The following is a 16306-nucleotide window of genomic DNA, read 5'->3' on the forward strand; positions in this document are numbered from 1 at the left end:
GGTTACTCGGGTTTGGCCTTGCCGCCCATTTCCAAATTGTCTTGGATGCGCCCGGTGCCTTCGGCTATGAAGTCGTCCGGTACGCGGCCGGTCTCGAGCATGTAGGCGATGTCGTAGGCTTCGGTCAGCGCGACGATGGCGTGCTGGTTGTAGTCGACGCGGATCGACGGATCGATGGGGCTGGCGCGCAAAGCGCCGCGGGTTTCCTCGGGCAGGTTGACGTAATAGGTGTTGTCGCGCCGGTACTGGTTCTGCAGGAGGAAATGCGCACCGCGCATGATGGCGTCGACGTAGGGCTTCGTGTCCTTGCCCATCCGGTAAGCAAGCCAGTGGACGGAGATTAACGCTTCGACGCGGCGGGCGGCGGTCAGGGTACGGGGCGGCCGGGTCGTGGCGAAACCACCGCGATAGTCGGGGTAGGTCGGCCGCTTGTAGGTTGGGCTGCCGTATTGTTTGCCCAACAGGCCGACTTCCGCCATTTTGAAACACGCCTCGGCGTACTTAGGTTCGTTGACGATCTCATACAATTCGGCCACACCGCGCACCGTCCAGGGGTTGACCTCTTGGGTCTTCTCAAACTGCTCGATTTGGAAATCCGCCGCGAGGCGGGCGGCCTGTAGCCACTCTACGTTCTGGTTCGAGCGGTAGTATCGCGTAAGCGCGAACAGCGACTCGCCCTGGAACGACGGCACCGGGTCATCGGACAAATAACCCAGCAACCGCTGCCAGTAGAAATCAAAGAACTGCCCGTTGGGTTCCTGCATTTCCACGAGAAAGCGAGCCAAGCGATTGATGCGGTCCACGCCGATGCGGTCCAGCATTCGGTCCGGCAATTCGGTCAGGGCCAGGAGGGTCAGCGCCGAGGCTCCCAGTTGGGTAGTTTGCATGCGCTTGACCGCCAACAGGTCCGGCTCCAGCAAGGGCGGGGTGATCCGCTTGACGAGGAAGTCCAGCGATGCCTGGCACACATCGAAAAACTCTTCCTTGCGACTCGCTTTGTATAGTTTGAACAGGGCGTAGACGGTGCCCGCGTGGTGGACCGTGTCGTATTCGAGAAAACTGTTGCGCTCCAGCGTCACCGGATTGAACAAATAACGGAAGCGCTTTTGGTTGAAATCGAAGGTGGCGTTCAGGTAACGCCCGGCGTCAATCGCGGCGCGCCCGATTTCGCGGCTGCCGAAACGCTTAATCAGGGGCGCGTCGCGCAGCACGATCAGCGGCACGAAGTCGGGGCGGTGTTGCAGAATCGAGTGACAGTGGAAGCGGTAGATCGGGTACTTGTGCCAGTTGCCCGCACCCACGCCGGCGGATTTGGCCAGCTCTTCGAGTTGTTTACGTTGACGTTCGGCACGGCTATGGCTGCCGTCTTCCCAGGAGTAAATCAAATAGGAGAAGGGCGGCTGCACCGTGAGTTGGTTGCCGTTTTGCAGCAGCAAGCCGTGCACGCCGGGCTCGATGCGACTCTTGGTGATGTTCTTTTTCGTCGATTCCAAGCGATCGACCCGGTCGGCGATATCGATACGCACGGTCACTTCGTCGAGTTTTACGGAATAGAATCGCTGGAAGACTTTCTGTTGCTGCGTGATCTGATACGTAGCGCACATAATTCGGTCATACACGCAGCCGGTGCGCTTCTGAAGCCCTAGGGATTCCAGGCACCCCTCGGTGCCCACGCCCCATAGAGGCGGTGTGTTTTCTCGGTAGATCGACACGATGACCGGACGGTCGCAGACGTCGGGCAGATCCGAGTCGACGGGAATGGAAAGCGCTTTCTTGACGTCGGGATAGGCGGTCAGGGCGTTGCGGACCAGCGTAAACATCACCAGGTAGTTGTTGATGTTCTTGAACGCCGGCGCGATGGTTTCGAGCGATTCCCCGAAGGGCTCTCCGGGCGGCGGGGCCGACACCCACGGGCGCAGGACAAAGAGCACCGCCAACGCGACAATAAGAACTCCGATAATCGTCCACTTCTTGCGCGTCATAGTCCTGCGATACTCCGCAATTGTCGAACCTCGGAATTATGCAAATGCCGCCATTGCCCGGCCTTCAACAGCCCGGCCTCCAGCGGCCCGAACTTCTCGCGTACTAAACGAATGACCGGATGCCCGACGGCCTTGGTCATGCGTTTGACTTGCCGGTATTTACCCTCTGTGAGCTTGATCCGCAACCACGTGTTGGCTTTGCCGCGCGACAATACGTGAACCTGCGCGGGCGCCGTACGAAAGCCGCCGATGTCCACGCCGTCGCGCAGACGCTGAAGCTCGGCCGCGTTGACTTGGCCCTTCACCTTGACCCGATACACTTTTTGGACCTTGGATGTCGGGCTGGTCAGTGCGTGCGCCAGCGTGCCGTCGTTGGTGAAAAGCAACACGCCCTCGGTCTCGTAGTCCAGCCGCCCGACCGATTGCACAACCTTGCCGTACTTGCCCAGCAGCGCGTAAACGGTTTTTCGGTCCTGCGGATCGTACGTCGTGGAAATCGTGCGCGGCGGCTTATTCATCAGAATGTAGGTCGGCGGCCAAATTTCCTTAATCAGCTTTTGATCGACGCGTACGTGGTCGTCGGCCGGTAGAACTCGCCGTTGGGCGTTGGTTTCAACCTGGCCGTTGACTTTCACGCGCCCGGCGGCAATCAAACGTGTCGCTTCGCGTTTGCCGCCGAAACCGGCGCGCGCTAAGAAATCGACTAGCGGTGTGGGGGCTTTCTCCGTGATTTTCATGACGATGAATCGTCCTCGGCGTTGTGGGACGGCTCGTCTTGGGCGTCGGGATCAGCGGGCGCGTCCTCGTCCTTGTTTTCATTCTCGGCGTCGCCGGCGGATGGCTCGGCGACCTCGGCGTCGTTTTCTTCTTCGGCTGTTTCGACTTGATCGCCTGCCGCGGCGGCTAGCTTTTCTGAATACGCCTCGATTTCTTCGGGCGCCAGGTCTTCGATTTCGCGCAGGCTGGGCAGTTCATCCAGGTTGACCAGGTTGAAGATTTCCAGGAATTCCGGGGTCGTGCCGTAAATAAACGGGCGGCCCGGCATATCCTTGCGGCCTAGAATCTTTACCAGACCCAGTTCCAACAAGCGGGCCACCGAACTGGAGCAGTCGACGCCGCGAATCGCTTCGACCTCCACTTTCGTGGCGGGCTGCTGATAGGCGAAGATCGCCAGCGTTTCGAGCGCCGCGCGGGAAAGGCGGATGGGCTTGTACTCGACGAGCATCTTGACCCATTCTTGGTTCTCCGGCGGCGTGCGGAATTGGTAGCCCTCGGCTACTTCGTCCAGAATGATGCCGCGATCGCGCGACCGGTGGTGACCCTGGAGCTCCTCCAAAATGGACTGCAATTCCTTCGTCGGTACACCCTCCAAAATCGAGCGAATCTTCCGAAACGAAAGGGGCGTTTCAGATACGAAAATCAAACTCTCGACAATGGACGTGATGCGCTCGCGGTCAATGGCCATCGTCGTCCTCCCGGCCGTCGCTGATCAGCGATTGAATGCGGATCGGCCCCGTGGGGTCGATTTGCGTGACTTTCAACATGGATTGGCGCACTAATTCCAACAGCGCGAGGAAGGTTACAATGACTTCGCCGCGCGTCTTGGCGCCACGGAATAATTCTTGAAATACGACGGTGGAACGCTTGCCGAACAGGTCGACCAGTTCCGCCATCTTTTCGCGCACGCTCATGCCCGACATCTGAATTTGATGCACCTGGTCGCTGGGCAGGTTTTTGATCACCTGCCGCATGGCTTGCAGAAGTTGGTAGATATCAACTTCCAGATACGCGTTTTCGCCGTGTGCTTCGCTTAGGTCGGTCGCGGGGAATTTGCGGGCAAAGACATCGCGCCCCAGCATCGGGCGCTCGGAGATTTCCATGGCCGCTTCCTTGAAGCGCTGATACTCCAGAAGTTGTTGGATGAGTTCGGCCCGCGGATCTTCTTCTTCGCCGTCTTCGTCTTCGGTGGGCGGCAGCAGCAAGCGGCTCTTGACGCGCATTAGCGTGGCGCTCATCACCAAGTACTCGGCGGCGACGTTCAAATTCAGTTCCTGCATCAAATCGAGGTATTCGTTGAACTGGTGCGTGATATCGGCCACCGGAATGTCGAAGATATCGTATTCGTTCACCCGCACCAAGTGCAGCAGCAGGTCCAACGGGCCTTCAAAAATATCCAACCGAATTTGCAGATCGTCTTGGCTCATTCGTCAACCAAATTGTAGGACTTTGCGAACTTCCGCCATCGTCGCCTCGGCTTCCTGCCGCGCTTTGGCGTTGCCGGCTTCCAGAATGCGATCGACAAGCGTTTCGTCCGCCTCCAGTTCGGCGCGTCGCTCTTGAATGGGCGCGAGTTCCTGGTTGATCGCCTCAATCAGGGGCTTCTTGCAATCCAGGCAACCGATGCCCGCCGTCGCGCAACCCTTCCTAACCCAATCTTTGGTCTCTTCATCAGAGTATACGCGATGCAAATCGAAAACCGGGCAAATGTCCGGATCGCCCGGATCGGTGCGCCGCTGGCGGGCCGGGTCGGTGACCATGGTTCTGATTTTCTGCGAAACGAGATCGGGCGGATCGCTCAGCAACACCGCGTTCCCGTAACTTTTCGACATCTTACGCCCGTCGGTGCCCGGCACGCGCGGTGTGGGCGTCAGGATTTCCTTCGGCAGTGGGAACACTTCACCGAAGATGTGGTTGAAACGCTTGCCGATGGCCCGCGACAACTCGACGTGCGCGCTTTGATCTTCGCCGACCGGTACGCCGTGCGCCCGGTAAATCAGAATATCCGCCGCCTGCAGCACCGGATACCCGAGAAAGCCGAAGGTGTTCAAGTCTTTCTCTAGGATATTCTCCTGCTGATCCTTGAACGACGGATTTTTCAGCAACCATGGCAGGGGAGTGATCATCCCGAAAATCAGCGCCAGTTCCGTGTGCGCTTTGACTTGGCTCTGTACGAAAATCGTGCACTTTTCGGGGTCCAGCCCGGCGGCGAGCCAGTCGATAACCATGTCGCGGGTGTGCGGCGCGATGGTGCTGGTGTCTTCGTATTCGCTGGTGAGCGCGTGCCAGTCGGCGGCGAAGTAAAAGCACTCGTACTCGCTCGTGAGGGATATCCAGTTGTGCAAAGCTCCGTGCAGGTGTCCCAAGTGCAATTTGCCTGTGGGTCGCATGCCGGAAAGAATGCGCGCCATCGATGCCTCCTGTTTACATGCCGAAAATTGGCTGGAACGTAGCCGGTATCATCACCTGCGAGAGCAGGCGGATCGGGAACACGAGAAAACTCACCACGCCCAGCATCAATAAGCCGATCACGATGAACATGCCGTAGGGCTCGATTGCCGCCACCGCGCGAGCCTGGCGATCGGGCAGGAGACCAACCAGAATTCGGCCGCCGTCCAACGGCGGTATCGGCAGCAGGTTGAACACCATGAGAAACAAATTGAACTGCACGGCGAAGTAACAAATGACGACCAGCGGTACAATCACAGTCTGCAGCATCTGCCCGCCGGGCTCGATCACCTTAAGAAGCGGGACCATGCCGTATAGCAGAAACGAGGCCAGCAGCGCGATCGCCAGATTCGCCGCAGGCCCGGCGGCCGCCACCAGGGCCATGTCCCGTTTGGGATTCCGCAGATTCATCATGTTGACCGGCACGGGTTTCGCCCAGCCGAACATCATGCCGCCAAATATGTATAGCACGGTGGGAACGATCACCGTCCCGACCAGATCGATGTGTTTCAAGGGGTTGAGGGTCAGCCGCCCCAGCATCTTCGCCGTGTCGTCGCCAAGGCGATTCGCGGCGTATCCGTGCGACGCTTCGTGGAGCGAGATCGCCAGCAAGGCGCCCGGCGCGAGCAAAAATAGGTTGGCAACCTGGGTCATGTCCATCGTGTGTACGGCCTCCAGTTGAAACTCCTTTACTAACAGCCCCCAAGCATCATTGTCAACGCGACGCCCGCTTTTACCGAGGCCTCGCGGGGGAGACAAGTTCAATAAATTCCGAGGTTTTTTGGCACCGCGAAGAGGAATGTAGTCGTGATCAAGGGCTTGGCGAGAGCCGCGCCCAAATTTGCTTGGCCAGCCGAAGCTCTTCCATCTTGCCGTCAACTTTGCCGTCGAGCTTCGCGTCGCGCACTTCATCGAGGATCTGCTTGAAAACCGGGCCGGGTTCCAAACCCATTTTGACCAGATCGTCGCCGGTCAACTCGGGTTTGATTCGCGCCAGCGATGAGAAATACGCCTTGACGTTCTGCGACGCGATGTCCTGGTCGTCAAAAACCGTCGCCAGCAGCGCCGCCGGCGGTGCCTGCTCTCGCATCAAGGCCGCAAGCTGACTCGTCAGGTGGGGAGGGCGTTTGACGAGGCGTTCGCGAAGCGCCACCGCGGCATCCTGCAGTTCGGCGATTTCGCTCATTGTGTTCTCGGCCAGCGGCAATCCGGGCGCCCACTCGGCCTTTTCGGCGGGGCTCATGGTCAGGGTCAACACGGCCAACCAGAAGTGAGTAGCGCTGACCGCCGCGACATCGTCCAAGCGCCGATACCAGGAAATCGTCGCCTGAGCGCGCGTCAAAGTTTTCGCGCTCTGATCATCGACGGCAAACGATGGATGAATGCCCGCCAAGACGCCACGTTCGGTCAGCACGACCAACACCGCCGCGGCGTCTTCTTCACCGAACACGAGCTGCATCTCTTTCCAGAGCCGCGCGGGTTCGACACGGTTTACGTAACCGCCCGCCACAGCCTCGTCGTACAGGCGATCGGTGTGAGCGCTGAAGCGAAATCCGAAGCGTTGGGCGAAGCGTGCGCCGCGAAACAACCGCGTCGGGTCCTCGACAAAAGACAGCGGGTGCAACACGCGCATCCGTCCGGCGAGCAAATCCCGCCGGCCGTCGAAGGGGTCGATCAGATGCCCCCACTCGCTCGGATGAAGCGCGAGGGCCATGGCGTTGATGCTGAAATCGCGGCGCGCCAAATCCTCGTCCAACGACGCCGCCTCGACCGACGGCAGCGCTCCCGGCTCGTCGTACCACTCGCGACGGGCCCCGGCAAAATCCACCGAACCGGCGGGACCGTACGCCGTCGCCGTGCCGAACTGCTCGTGTTCCACGACACGACCGCCGACCGCTTCGGCAAAGGCGTGCGCCAGCGCGGCCGCATCGCCTTCGACGACCACGTCCAAATCCTGATTGCCGCGCCCGAGAAGCAGATCGCGTACTACGCCCCCGACTAAAAACGCCCGCGTCTCCAGCGCCTCGGATTGCGCTGCGATTTGCACGACCGTTTCGTGCGCGTCAGGTCGCAGCAACTTGCGCATCGTGGCGGCGTAGCGTTTGTCAGCGCCCGCCGTAGTTTGCGGTGTGGGGGTTTGGTCCGTGTCGGCGACGAAGAATTCATCGGCGGTCGCCCGCAGCACGGTCTCCCGCGACAGGAGGCCGACGAAACGCGATTCGGACATAACCGGAAAGATCGCTTGGCGGCTGTCGCGGACCACGGGAAATAGTTCGGGCACCGTCGCCGAGGCCGGCAGAACATCCAGTTGTTCCTCGAACGCCAGTTGGGTGACCGGCAGCGGGCCCAAGCCGTGATGCAGGGCGCAGGTCGCGTCGGTCAGCGAAAGCAGGAACGCCGGTTTACCGGTTTCATCGGCCACCAACATTGTCGACTCGCGGCCCATGACGAAGCGCCGCGCAGCTTGTTCCACCGTCAACGAAGGTGGGAGCGAATCGGGCGGTGACATCAAGTCGGCCGCGCACGTGTTGCGCTGTTGGCCGATCATCGCCGCGTCCACCAATTCCTTCAGGACGTCCCCGGTCTTGCGCCCGGTGATGATCGCCGTCAGTTCATTCCCCTCCGCGGGCACGTGGAGCACTTCGGCCAAGGACGCCAACGCCCCGCGTCCCGGCCGGGTAAAAGCGAAAACCGTCATCGCGTCGGTGTGGGTGACGGCGACGATCGTTACATCGCCGGCGCGCAAAGCGTGCAGGCGCGCCGCGCATCGATGAACGTCCACATCCGACGGAGCGGCGGTTTCGCCGACAACCACCCGCAGGCGGCCGATTTGCTGAGGCCGGGCGCTACGCAGGAGATCGGCGAGCACCACGGTCTCATCCGAACTCATGGCCTGCCGAGCGGTGGTGGCGACCACCTCGAGGTCGGCGCCGAAATCCAGTAGCTGAGCGGCGGCGCGAAAGTCATCGGACGTCGTGTGGGGCAAGGTGAGGCCGCCGGTTTTTTCAAACAAGCCGAGCAGCGCCCAGGTCGCCTCGTCGGGCATCAGTTTGAGCCCGCGGGCCAGGAGAAGCTGCAACACAATGGTGACGCAGGCGCCGGTTTTTTCGGTCACCTCCATCGTACCTTCGAGATCGACGGGCGAGCGCGGGTGATTGTCGTACAGGTGCAATTCGATATCGGGGTTCTCGGCCAAAGCCACCAAACCGCCGATGTTATCCGGACGGCGCGTGCCGACGAGAATCAGCCGATCGACATCGGCGAAAGATATCTCCTCGGCCTTTTTCAGTCGCAGGCTGCGCAACATCGCGGCGGTCGTTTCGCTGGTGAGCAACTCGCCGTGGGGCTCGGGCACAATCAACGCCGCGCCGGGATACAGCTTGCGTGTCATCAGCAAGCAGCCGATGGCGTCCCAGTCGGGATTCGTATGGGTGGCGACAACATTCATCAGTTATGGGATTCGTAGCAAAAACGACCCGCCGACGCCAGTCGTTATCCTCGCGGATGATGTTTATGGTGAATCGACTTCAGCCGCTCGCGAGTTACATGGGTATAAATTTCCGTCGTGGAAAGGTCAGTGTGACCGAGCATTTCCTGCACCGCCCGCAGATCGGCGCCGTGAGCCAACAGGTGTGTGGCGAAACTGTGCCGCAGCACGTGCGGCGAAATCTTGCGCGGGATTCCCGCGAGTTTCGCGTAGTGATTCACCAAGACGTAGAATCGCTGCCGCGTCATCGGGCCGCCCTTTTGCGAAAGGAACACCGCGTCGCCCGCCTTTTTTATCAGCAAGCGCGGACGGCTTTCGTCCAAGTAGCGTTGCAGCCAATGGCCGGCCTCGTCACCGATCGGCACGAGCCGTTCTTTCCGTCGCTTGCCCAGCACGCGCAGAATGCCGATGTCCAAACGCAGCGCGCCCATCGGCAGGCCGACCAATTCCGAAACCCGCAGGCCGCTGGCGTAGAGCGTTTCGATCATCGCCTTATCGCGCAGCCCGAGCGGCGTCGCGACATCGGGCGCGGCGAGCAGCCTTTCCACTTCCTTTTCGTTGAGTGTCTTGGGTAATCGCAGCTTTTTCTTTTGCAGATCGACCAACTCGGCCGGATTGCCGGGCAGGGCGCCCTCGAAGACCAGAAAGCGCAGAAAACTTCGCACGGCGACCAGGTTGCGTTGCGCGGTGACCGCCGAGACGCCGTCCACGTTGCGCCGGTGCACCACGAAGGCGAGTACTGCCGCCTCGTCGATGGCGGTGACTTCCGTCAAGTCGCGACCTTCGCAAAACGTGGCAAAACGCGCTAGGTCGCGCCCGTAGGCATCCAGCGTGTGCGGGCTGGCGCCGTCCTCGACTTTCTTGTGCGCCAGATAGGCGTCGATCCAGCTTTCCACCGCTATGACTCCGTGGCCAAGAAAAGGACGATGCCGTCGGCGACTCCCTCCGCAAGTTTGGCGCGGTAATCCGACCGTGTCAGCAGCTTCGCCTCTTGCCGATGCGTCGCGAAGCCGATCTCCACGAGCACCGCCGGCATGCGCGCTCCGGAAAGAACGAAAAAAGGCGCCGCTTTGACGCCCCGGTTTGCGGCGTGCCGCACCGTCCGCGCCTGACCCAAAAGCCGCCGCTGAATCGAATATGCCAGCGACGAGGACAAGGCTCCCAGGCGGGCGCGCTCGGCGACGTCGATTTGCGCCGGTGAGAAAACACCGGCTCGCCCCGCTTGGTTTTCAAAGTCGACAATGCCCTCGTCTTCGGCGCTGATCTGCGGTTCGTACACGTAGGTTTCGATGCCGTTGCTCGTGAGTCGCGGGCTGGCGTTGACGTGCAGCGAAACAAAGAGATCAGCTTGCACGTCATTGGCGAACGCGAAGCGTGCATCCAGCGGCAGGTACGCGTCGTCGTCGCGCGTCAGCAAAACGCGCACGCCCGGCAACGCGGCCAAACGGTTGCGGGCGCGCTTGGCCACGTCCAGCACGACGGTTTTCTCGACTAGCCCGTCGGAGTGAGCGCCCAGGTCCGAACCGCCGTGGCCGGGGTCGAGCACGATCAACGTGTCGGCGACGGGCAGCCTAGTGCTTCCCGGCGCTTTGATCTCGATCACGACCCGCGCCGGGGCTTGCAGCAGGTTGACCCGCGTTCCCGAAAACGACTTCGTATCCAACGTCAGCCGCACGCCGGATGCAGAAGTTTGTAGGGCGATGTGCCGCACGGGCCCACTCGTCAAATTCGGCGGCTCCACCGTCTCCGGCAGGACCGCGCCGCGCAAATCGACTGTTACCGTGCCGCTTTCGTCGTCACTGCGGGGCGGCCGGGCGGCATGCTCGACAAGCACCGGGGCCGACAGGTAAACCACGATTGTCGTCCGTCCGGCGATGCTCCACGCTTCGATTTTCGTGACAGAGGGACCGGCCGGCGCGGCGGGCTCCGGCGTGGGTGCGGGCGTCGGCTCAGGAGTCGGTTCGGGCGTTGGTTCCGGTGTAGGCTCTGGCGTCGGCTCGGGTGTCGGTTCAGGTGCGGGCTCGGGTGTCGGTTCGGGTGTCGGCTCGGGTTCAGGCGCGAACGCCGCGAGGCGCTCAGTTCCGTCCAGCGCCTTTTGGACCATGTCGCCATCGGCGTAGCGATCGACGATTTCCCGGTAGAGGCGATAAGCGTCAGCGGGCCGGTCGAATTTCTTTTCCCAAATCTCAGCGGCGCGAAGCAGCCCGTCGTCGGCCAACGGGTGATCGCCGTACACTCGCGCCAACCAATCGAAAACCTTCAGCGACTCGAGCAAATCGGCTTCTCGTCCCGACCAACGGGCGAGTCGTGTGTAGGCGTCGCCGGCCAAGTACAAGGCGTCGGGCGCTCGCGAGTGCGATGGGAACGCCTCCACGAAATCGAGAAATCCGCGGATATGTTTGTTCCACTGCACGCGTTGATGCTGTGCTTGGATGTTGCCCAGAAAATCATCGTAGGCCGCGCGAAGCTGTAGATAAGCGTCCTCGATATCGTCGGCGGCCAGCGGGGCGGCCAGCCAGCACAGTAGGATGAGGACTGCGGCGAGGCGCTTCACTTTTTGCATTTCTCCTGTAAGCGGACCAGGGCGCGCAGGGCCTCCAGCGGCGTTAATCCGTCCAGGTCCATGGCGCGGATTTCCTCTTCCACCGGCGAGGGCGCGCCGGCGAACAACTGCAGTTGGCCGGTTTTTGGTTTGCCTTCTTCGGATTGCCGCTTGGCGATCCGCGCGTGGCCGACTTCGTCGTACTCCACGGCTTCGAGGTTAGCCAGCACTTCCTTGGCGCGGTCGATAACCTGCGGCGGCAGCCCGGCCAAGCGTGCGACCTGAATTCCGTATGAACGGCTCGTCGCGCCGGGTACGATCTTCCGCAGAAAGAGGATGTCGTCGTTCCATTCCTTGACCGAGATATTGAAATTCCGCACGCCGGGGAGGGTGCGGGCCATGTCGGTCAACTCGTGATAGTGCGTGGCGAACATGGTGCGTGCGCCGACGTGCTGTTCGTCGCGGATAAATTCCGCCACGGCCCAGGCGATCGACAGGCCGTCGAAGGTGCTGGTGCCGCGGCCGACTTCGTCGAGTACGATCAGCGAGCGCCGCGACGCATTGCGAAGGATGTCCGCGGTTTCGGTCATCTCCACCATGAACGTGCTTTGCCCGCGGGCCAGATTGTCCGACGCGCCCACCCGCGTAAACACCCGGTCGACCACGCCCACGTGGCAACTGGACGCCGGGACGAACGAACCCATTTGGGCCATCACCACGATCAGCGCGACTTGGCGTATATACGTGGACTTGCCGGCCATGTTCGGACCGGTGATCAGCAGCAGGCGGTTGTCGCCGATGTCCAGGAAGGCGTCGTTGGGCACGAATCGTTCTTCCTTGAACGCAACCTCCACGACCGGATGGCGGCCGTCCTTGATATCCAAGGTGTCGTCCGGTCCGACGGTCGGCTTGCAGTAGCCGCGGGTCTCGGCCAGCAGCGCGAAGCACGCCAGCACATCGACTTGCGCCACCACGCGGGCGCTGGTTTGAATGCGCTCGACCTGGTCGGCCACAATCTGCCGCACTTGCGTGAACAAGTCGTATTCGAGCTCGCTCAGCTTGTCCTGCGCGGTGAGAATCTTCTCCTCGATCTCCTTGAGCTCGGGCGTGATGAAACGCTCCGCGTTCACCAGCGTTTGCTTGCGTGTGTAGTCCTCGGGCACGAGGTGCAGGTTCGCTTTGCTCACTTCGATGTAGTAGCCGAAGACGTTGTTGTAGCGGACCTTCAGGCTCGTCACGCCGGTGCGCTGCCGCTCGCGCTGCTCGATCTCGGCGATGATGCCGCGGCCGCTGCGGGCAATGTGCCGCAACTCATCGACCTGCTCGTCGTAGCCGCTCTTGATCAGACTACCCTCGCGCACGGTGATCGGCGGTTCGTCATCGATAGCGTTATCCAGCAGACCGCGAATGTCCTCGAGCAAGTCCAGCGACTCGACCAGTTCCCGCAAGAGGGGACTTTCAAAGACCGCCAACGCCGCCTGCAAATCAGGTAGGCGGGCGAGGCTGACGCGCAAGCTCACTAGGTCGCGGGCGTTGCAGGATGCGAGGCCGATCTTCCCCGCCAGGCGCTCCAAGTCGTGGATCGTCTCCATGGCCTCGCCGAGGGCTTCGCGATCGGCACGGCGCTGCACGAGTTCGGCCACCGCGTCCAGGCGTCCCCGAATCGGCTCGGGCTGCACGAGGGGATAGGTGATCCAACGCTTCAGCAGGCGTGCGCCCATGGCGGTGCGGGTTTCGTCAAGCACGGCCAACAAGCTGTCACGACGCCCGCCGTCGCGGAGGTTGGCGGTCAACTCGAGGTTCCGCTTCGCCGCTTCATCCAAGACGAGAAAAGCGCCGGACCGATCCACGATGATCTCGCGGAGATGCGCCAGCTCGCGTTTCTGAGTCATCTGCAGGTAGATCAACGTCGCCCCGGCCGCGCACATCGCGGGCGCCAACTCGTCGTTGGGCTCGAAACGCGGAAACTGCTCGGTCAGGCGCGCGCGGGCGTCGTCCAGATCGAAGGTGTCGGGCGATTGAAAGGTCAAGAAGCGACCGGGCAACGCTTGTTGCAGTTGCGCCACGCGCGGGTCGTCCTGCAAGCCCTCGGGAAGAATAATCTCCGCCGGTTCCGCGCGGACCCATTCATCGGCCAGATCCTCCAGCGACTCGTGTTGTCCGATCCGAAACTCGCCCGTCGAGAGGTCGCAGAGGCAAAAGCCGTATTCGTCGTCGGCCAGGTACACGCCCATCAGGTAGTTGTTGTCTTTTTCGTCGAGCAAGTCGTCGCTGCCGATCACCAGGCCCGGCGTGACCACACGTGTGACGGCGCGTTTGACGATCCCCTTGGCTTGGCGCGGGTCTTCGATCTGGTCGCAAATGGCCACTTTGCGCCCGGCGCGCACCAGCTTGGCCAGGTAGGAACTCAGCGCATGATAGGGGATGCCGCACAGGGGGATTCGCTCGCCGGCGGATTTGTGGGAGCGGCTCGTCAGGGCGATGTCGAGGATCTTCGCGGCGATTTCGGCGTCCTCGAAGAACATCTCGTAAAAATCGCCCATGCGAAACAATAAGATATGGCCCGGGTACTGCGACTTGATGTCGAGGTACTGGCGTATCATGGGCGTAAGTTTTTTGGTCGCCTTTGTGGCCATGCCGCAATCCCGTGGAACTTGAATCGACAAGCTAACAAAATCGATGGACCGCTTCAAACAGATCGTCCGGAGCGGATAAGACGCCTTAGCCGTTCAGAGATCGCGCCGGCGTATCGGCCGCGGATCAGGCCTTTTCGAAAAACGCCTTGTAGGCCAAGTAAGCGCTGTATACGTCGTCCTTATGGGCGAGTTCGAAAGGACTGTGCATCGACAACAATGCGGGCCCGACGTCGAGCACGTCGCAGCCGTGAGTGGCGAAATACAGCGCGACGGTTCCGCCGCCGCCTTCGTCGATCTTGCCCAGTTCGCCCGTTTGCCACGGCACCTTGGCTGCGTTCAGGGTTCGCCGCACCTCACCGAGAAATTCGGCGTGCGCGTCCGAGGCTCCTGATTTGCCGCGCGAGCCGGTGTATTTCGTCAGGCAGACGCCTCGGCCGAAGTACGCGGCGTTGCGTTTGTCGTGCACGTCGGGCCATGAGGGATCCAATGCGGCGTTGACGTCGGCGGATAGTACGCGGCTTTCGGCGATGGCGCGAAACACGGCCATTTCGCTGCAGACGCCTTCTCGTTCCAGCAGACGCCCGATCAAATCGGGAAAAAACCGCCCGTGTGCGCCGGTGTTGCCGAACGAACCGATCTCTTCCTTATCCATGAACAAGGCGATCGACGTGCGCTTGGGCCGCTTGTCCAGGTCGAGCAATGCCCGCAGGCTCGTGTAGACGCAGATACAGTCATCCTGCCCGTACGCGCCAATCGCCGCGCGATCCAGGCCCACGTGCCGCGCCGGCCCGGCCGGGACAAACTCCAACTCCGCGGAGATCAAGTCCTCTTCCACGATGCCGTATTTGTCGTACAAGAGTTTTAGGATTTGCAGTTTGACGCGGTTCTTGCCGTCACCCGGTTTACCCAAGGGGCGGCCGCCGAAGAGCACGTTGAGCTTCTCACCGGGAATCGCATCGGCCATCTTTTTTGCGTTTTGCGCTTTTGCGGCCAGGTGGGGCAGCAGGTCCGTGACCGTGAACACGGGATCGCCATCGTCGTCGCCGATCGCGATTTCGACGGTATCGCCGTTGGCGAGCACGACCACGCCGTAGAGCGCCAGCGGCCGTGTGACCCACTGGTGTTTGCGAATGCCGCCGTAGTAGTGGGTTTTCAGCAGTGCCAGGCCTTGGTCTTCATAGAGTGGCTCGGGTTTCATGTCCAAGCGGGGGGAATCCACGTGGCTTACGACCACATTGACGCCCTTGGAAATAGGTTGGCGTCCGAGGTGCACCAGCGCCGCGGCCTTGCCCTTGAAGGAGTAATAGAACCGGCTGCCCGTGGCATCGGCCCGTAACGATTTGAAGCGGGCCCGCCGGGCGAAGCGCTCGATTTCCCGCACCGCCAGGCGCTCGGTTTTGACCTTGTCTAAAAAGGCCATGTAGTCGGCGCAGAAAGGTTCGACTTCTTTACGCCGATCCGCCGTGAAATGATCGTGAGCCGCCAGCCGCTCCCGCAAGAGTTTCTTTTTTAGCTGTTTGAAGCTTTCCTCTTTGGGCATGATGTCGCTCCTTCCTACTTTTTGGGACAAGCAGAATCTAAGAATTCCAAATCCCCGCCGATGATGTTCGAAGCGAGACCCCGATTGTCGGAGAGTTGCAGCTTGAAATTCACGATTTCGCCGTCGGGCACGCCGCCGTCGAAGCCGAACTCCAGGCCGATCGATCCCTGCGGTGGCGCTGATCCGGTGAGGGTTCCGCCCACCGGCGGGAAGGTGTTGTTGATGATGATCGACAGCGTGCCGCCGCTGAGATTGGCCTCGGCGTCCACGTAATCGAAAATGATATCGAAGGTCGCGCCGTCGGCGGTGCAGGCCGGATCCGGATCGAAACGGAGATTGGAAATAACCGGCGCGGTATTCACTCCGTAGGAGCGGAACGTCGCGGCGACCCGGTTGCTCTTATTACCGGCCACGTCGGTCAATTCGATCTCGACGTTCACGGTGCCGGTAGGTAGGTCTTCGGACATCTGGTAGGCGAAGTCGATGAATCCGGAAAATTCGCCCGCGGTGACCGCATCGAAGGTACCGGCGCTTATGCCGTCGAAAAAGAGTTCAACAACGCCGCCGTTCACGTCGCCCTCGAGATCCTGCCAGTGGAAGGATAGCGAGATCAGATCGCCGGAATATCCCTCGTCGGGCAGCAGCGATAAGCCGTCGATCAACGGCGCGGGGCCGGTGGGCGTATCGTCGTCATCGTCGTCGTCATCGTCGTCGGCGGTGTCGTCGTCGGCGGTCGTATCGTCGTCGGCGGTCGTATCGTCGTTATCATCGTCGTCGCCGTCGATGTCGTCGTCATCGTCGTCGTCGCCGCAAGCGAAAACGGCGACGAACGGCAGGGTCACCAGCAACATGAATACCACTATCAGGCGCGGGAAAGACATATTCTACCTCCAA

Annotated in this window: 12 protein-coding genes; all 12 read right to left on the bottom strand. The window is 61.2% G+C overall.

The annotated features are described in order from the left end of the window. Window positions 1–2 precede the first annotated feature (2 nt). The gene (locus P9L99_03435) at window positions 3–1982 is read right to left on the bottom strand and encodes a hypothetical protein (GenBank protein ID MDP8222386.1); all 1980 of its coding nucleotides are present in this window, start codon (window positions 1980–1982) and stop codon (window positions 3–5) included. Then, window positions 1979–2719, bottom strand: a complete 741-nt coding sequence (locus P9L99_03440) for a pseudouridine synthase (protein ID MDP8222387.1) — start codon at window positions 2717–2719, stop codon at window positions 1979–1981. The genes P9L99_03435 and P9L99_03440 overlap by 4 nt, the downstream gene beginning before the upstream one ends. Continuing rightward, a complete protein-coding gene (gene scpB, locus P9L99_03445) occupies window positions 2716–3447 on the bottom strand; it encodes an SMC-Scp complex subunit ScpB (GenBank protein MDP8222388.1) in 732 nt (243 codons plus the stop codon). The genes P9L99_03440 and scpB overlap by 4 nt, the downstream gene beginning before the upstream one ends. After that, a complete protein-coding gene (locus tag P9L99_03450; protein ID MDP8222389.1) occupies window positions 3437–4186 on the bottom strand; it encodes a segregation/condensation protein A in 750 nt (249 codons plus the stop codon). Before P9L99_03450 ends, scpB begins: the two co-directional genes overlap by 11 nt. Before the next feature lie 3 nt (window positions 4187–4189). Further along, window positions 4190–5170 carry a tryptophan--tRNA ligase gene (trpS, locus tag P9L99_03455; protein MDP8222390.1) on the bottom strand — a complete coding sequence of 327 codons (981 nt, stop codon included), beginning with the start codon at window positions 5168–5170 and terminating at the stop codon, window positions 4190–4192. A 13-nt stretch (window positions 5171–5183) separates the two neighbouring features. Next, window positions 5184–5966 carry a site-2 protease family protein gene (locus P9L99_03460; GenBank protein MDP8222391.1) on the bottom strand — a complete coding sequence of 261 codons (783 nt, stop codon included), beginning with the start codon at window positions 5964–5966 and terminating at the stop codon, window positions 5184–5186. Between the two features lie 52 nt (window positions 5967–6018). Further along, entirely contained in the window at window positions 6019–8655 is a 2637-nt protein-coding gene (locus P9L99_03465; GenBank protein ID MDP8222392.1) for a hypothetical protein, read from the bottom strand. A 44-nt stretch (window positions 8656–8699) separates the two neighbouring features. Then, window positions 8700–9590, bottom strand: coding sequence for a site-specific tyrosine recombinase XerD (xerD, locus tag P9L99_03470; protein ID MDP8222393.1), 891 nt, complete (start codon window positions 9588–9590; stop codon window positions 8700–8702). Window positions 9591–9592: 2 nt separating this feature from the next. Further along, on the bottom strand, window positions 9593–11257 hold the full coding sequence (locus tag P9L99_03475) for an N-acetylmuramoyl-L-alanine amidase (protein MDP8222394.1): 1665 nt from the start codon (window positions 11255–11257) through the stop codon (window positions 9593–9595). Beyond that, window positions 11245–13872 carry a DNA mismatch repair protein MutS gene (gene mutS / locus P9L99_03480; protein ID MDP8222395.1) on the bottom strand — a complete coding sequence of 876 codons (2628 nt, stop codon included), beginning with the start codon at window positions 13870–13872 and terminating at the stop codon, window positions 11245–11247. Before mutS ends, P9L99_03475 begins: the two co-directional genes overlap by 13 nt. 124 nt (window positions 13873–13996) lie before the next feature. After that, entirely contained in the window at window positions 13997–15412 is a 1416-nt protein-coding gene (locus P9L99_03485) for an aminopeptidase (protein ID MDP8222396.1), read from the bottom strand. A gap of 14 nt (window positions 15413–15426) precedes the next feature. Next, on the bottom strand, window positions 15427–16293 hold the full coding sequence (locus P9L99_03490; GenBank protein ID MDP8222397.1) for a hypothetical protein: 867 nt from the start codon (window positions 16291–16293) through the stop codon (window positions 15427–15429). Window positions 16294–16306 lie beyond the last annotated feature (13 nt).

The organism is Candidatus Lernaella stagnicola, from assembly GCA_030765525.1.
In the GTDB taxonomy this organism is placed as follows: domain Bacteria; phylum Lernaellota; class Lernaellaia; order Lernaellales; family Lernaellaceae; genus Lernaella; species Lernaella stagnicola.

Excerpts from the sequence above, each read along its gene's own strand:
- P9L99_03435 (MDP8222386.1), bottom strand. The coding sequence starts at position 1,982 with ATGACGCGCAAGAAGTGGACGATTATCGGAGTTCTTATTGTCGCGTTG.
- P9L99_03440 (MDP8222387.1), bottom strand. The coding sequence starts at position 2,719 with ATGAAAATCACGGAGAAAGCCCCCACACCGCTAGTCGATTTCTTAGCG.
- scpB (MDP8222388.1), bottom strand. The coding sequence starts at position 3,447 with ATGGCCATTGACCGCGAGCGCATCACGTCCATTGTCGAGAGTTTGATT.
- P9L99_03450 (MDP8222389.1), bottom strand. The coding sequence starts at position 4,186 with ATGAGCCAAGACGATCTGCAAATTCGGTTGGATATTTTTGAAGGCCCG.
- trpS (MDP8222390.1), bottom strand. The coding sequence starts at position 5,170 with ATGGCGCGCATTCTTTCCGGCATGCGACCCACAGGCAAATTGCACTTG.
- P9L99_03465 (MDP8222392.1), bottom strand. The coding sequence starts at position 8,655 with ATGAATGTTGTCGCCACCCATACGAATCCCGACTGGGACGCCATCGGC.
- P9L99_03475 (MDP8222394.1), bottom strand. The coding sequence starts at position 11,257 with ATGCAAAAAGTGAAGCGCCTCGCCGCAGTCCTCATCCTACTGTGCTGG.
- mutS (MDP8222395.1), bottom strand. The coding sequence starts at position 13,872 with ATGGCCACAAAGGCGACCAAAAAACTTACGCCCATGATACGCCAGTAC.
- P9L99_03485 (MDP8222396.1), bottom strand. The coding sequence starts at position 15,412 with ATGCCCAAAGAGGAAAGCTTCAAACAGCTAAAAAAGAAACTCTTGCGG.
- P9L99_03490 (MDP8222397.1), bottom strand. The coding sequence starts at position 16,293 with ATGTCTTTCCCGCGCCTGATAGTGGTATTCATGTTGCTGGTGACCCTG.